Source organism: Hoylesella timonensis S9-PR14 (assembly GCF_000762405.1).
Lineage (GTDB): Bacteria > Bacteroidota > Bacteroidia > Bacteroidales > Bacteroidaceae > Prevotella > Prevotella timonensis_A.
In genome coordinates this window covers 1-2454 of sequence record NZ_JRPQ01000045.1, presented here as the reverse complement: position 1 = coordinate 2454, position 2454 = coordinate 1, and the positions used below count along the sequence as shown (strand labels likewise).

Genomic DNA, 2454 nt, shown 5'->3' with positions numbered 1-2454 from the left:
CTGGGGTTATTTGATTAATATTTAACTGGTCCCGATTTTAAAGGGACACTAATGAAATTAGACTTAACTCAACTAAATTGAGATTTTCACAAACTTCATTTAGTGCCTGCAAATCTACAAAAGTTTCTGAAATTCTTATCAAAAAAAGATGTTAATTATTATATTACGTGCATATTTATTTTCTGCTTTACCTCAATATAGCCTGATGTAGCATCCACGAGTCCAATAAGACCATAGCCGCCATCGCTTCAACGATGGGTACAGCACGAGGAACGACACACGAATCATGACGCCCCTGCGCCTTGTAAGTAACCTTACTGCCCGCAACGTCTACTGTTTGTTGCGACTGCAATAGGGTAGCAACGGGTTTGAAAGCTACGCGAAAATAGATATCCTCTCCATTACTTATTCCTCCAAGAATTCCACCACTATGATTGGTTTTTGTGTGTATGTTACCATTCTTCATAGAAAAAGAATCATTCATCTCGCTCCCTCGTTGCGTAGCAAACGCAAAACCCTCACCGTATTCAAAACCTTTTGCTGCATTGATAGAGAGCATTGCGGCACCGAGTTGCGCATGGAGCTTGCCAAACTCAGGCTCTCCCAACCCTACAGGACATCCTTTAATGACACACGTCACTACGCCACCGATGGTGTCGCCATCCAACTTCGTTTGTCTTATCAGTGCTTCCATCTCCTTTGCCTTCTCCTCATCGGGGCATCGGACGGCATTCTCTTCGGTTTTGTCAAGATTGTATAACCTATAATCTTGCTGTAAAGCAATTTGCCCAACCTGTGAAACGTAGGCTTGAATCTGAATCCCATGTGTTTGCAACACTAATTTGGCTAAGGCACCTGCTACACATCTGCTAAGCGTAATACGAGCCGAAGTGCGTCCTCCGCCACGATAATCACGACAACCATACTTTTGTTGGTAAGTGTAATCGGCATGCGAAGGGCGATAAAGGTTTTTCAGCGATTCGTAATCCTTCGTGTGTTGATTGGTATTTTCAACCATAAAAGCGATGGGTGCACCCGTAGACTTTCCTTCAAAAATGCCACTGAGAAAACTAACCACATCGTGTTCTTGTCGGTTGGTGGTGATAGGGCTTTGCCCCGGACGCCGTCTATTCAATTCGTGTTGCACAAAATCCTTGTCAATAACAATGCCTGGCGGCATGCCATCGATAACGCCCCCAACAGCTTCTCCATGACTTTCTCCGAAAGTTGTGAGGGTATAAAGATGTCCAAAGGTATTACGCATAGGCTTCAGATGATTGACAATTGATTTCTATTAGTTGGATGTTTATTAGCAGTGACCGCCACAACCGTTGCTATCATGGCAGCAACCACCACCACAGCCACCTCCGCATTGGCATCCTCCTCCACTCATTTGACTCACCATCGCAGCAATTTCTTCATTGGTAGCCTCACGATTTTCGATAACTTTGCCATTAAATTCAAGTTCTTTTCCTGCCAATGGATGATTCAAGTCTACCTTTACACTTGCGTCAGAAATGTCCATCACCCTTGCCATAAATCGAGTTCCTTCCTCGTTCTGAAGTGGGACAACGGCACCTTCGTAGATATTTTCTTCGTCAAACTTTCCGTTAACAGTGAAAATCTCTTTCTCTAAATCAAAGATATTCTTTTCCTTAAAACTTCCGTAGGCTTGTTCAGGCGTAAGTTTGATATTAAATTCATCACCTTGTTGAAGATCGATAAGTTGATTTTCAAAATGATCCAAGGTAATGCCGAAGCCGCTGATGAACTGAAAGGGGACTTCCGCAGTGGCTTCTTCTACGAGTTCTTTCTTGTTGTTATTGAGGGTATAGAGTTGATAAGTCACCGCTATAAATTGATTCTTTTTCTTTTCCATTGGTTTTGTTGTGAGATTAGAAATGTTTGTTATTCATTATATAAAAGATATATTACTGCAAATTTACATAAAAATTGCGATATACAAGCTCGTGGGAATAAAGAAAAGTGCATTTTCTTTAGAGCTTTCTCTGTTTCATTGGTTGTTACAACAATGTCCCTTCAATAAATGAGTCGCATCTTTTAATACTTCTCCTCCTTGGTAAAGCCATTTGTTGTTTTTGTCCTATTATTTTACCAAAAAACGAACAATCAAAATCTTCAAAATAGAAAAAATCAATAGGCAAGCTGTATACAAAAATGGACTGATTTTAACAAAATAGATGCCTTTTCAAGTTGAAATATTGAATTAACGGTCTTGGAAACATGCATTAGAGGCATTATTCACATACTTCAACCCCATTAAAGCATGCAAATAGCAGGCTTATCTCAATGGGTTAGTCGCCAAAAAATGGTAAAAATAGGAATGGAAAGAAGTTGATTATGCGTAACATGTTTAATAACAGAGAATTATAAACCTCGCTCATTTTTAGCGTATTTGCGACCAACTTTGCTGTTGGTTGTTTTTACGCGAGT

Annotated in this window: 2 protein-coding genes; both read right to left on the bottom strand. The window is 40.3% G+C overall.

The genetic code is table 11. The features are described 5' to 3' along the window. Positions 1-187: 187 nt before the first annotated feature. On the bottom strand, positions 188-1264 hold the full coding sequence (aroC, locus tag HMPREF9304_RS01745) for a chorismate synthase (protein WP_036926108.1): 1077 nt from the start codon (positions 1262-1264) through the stop codon (positions 188-190). Between the two features lie 45 nt (positions 1265-1309). Continuing rightward, positions 1310-1879, bottom strand: a complete 570-nt coding sequence (locus tag HMPREF9304_RS01740; protein ID WP_036926107.1) for an FKBP-type peptidyl-prolyl cis-trans isomerase — start codon at positions 1877-1879, stop codon at positions 1310-1312. Positions 1880-2454: the final 575 nt, after the last annotated feature.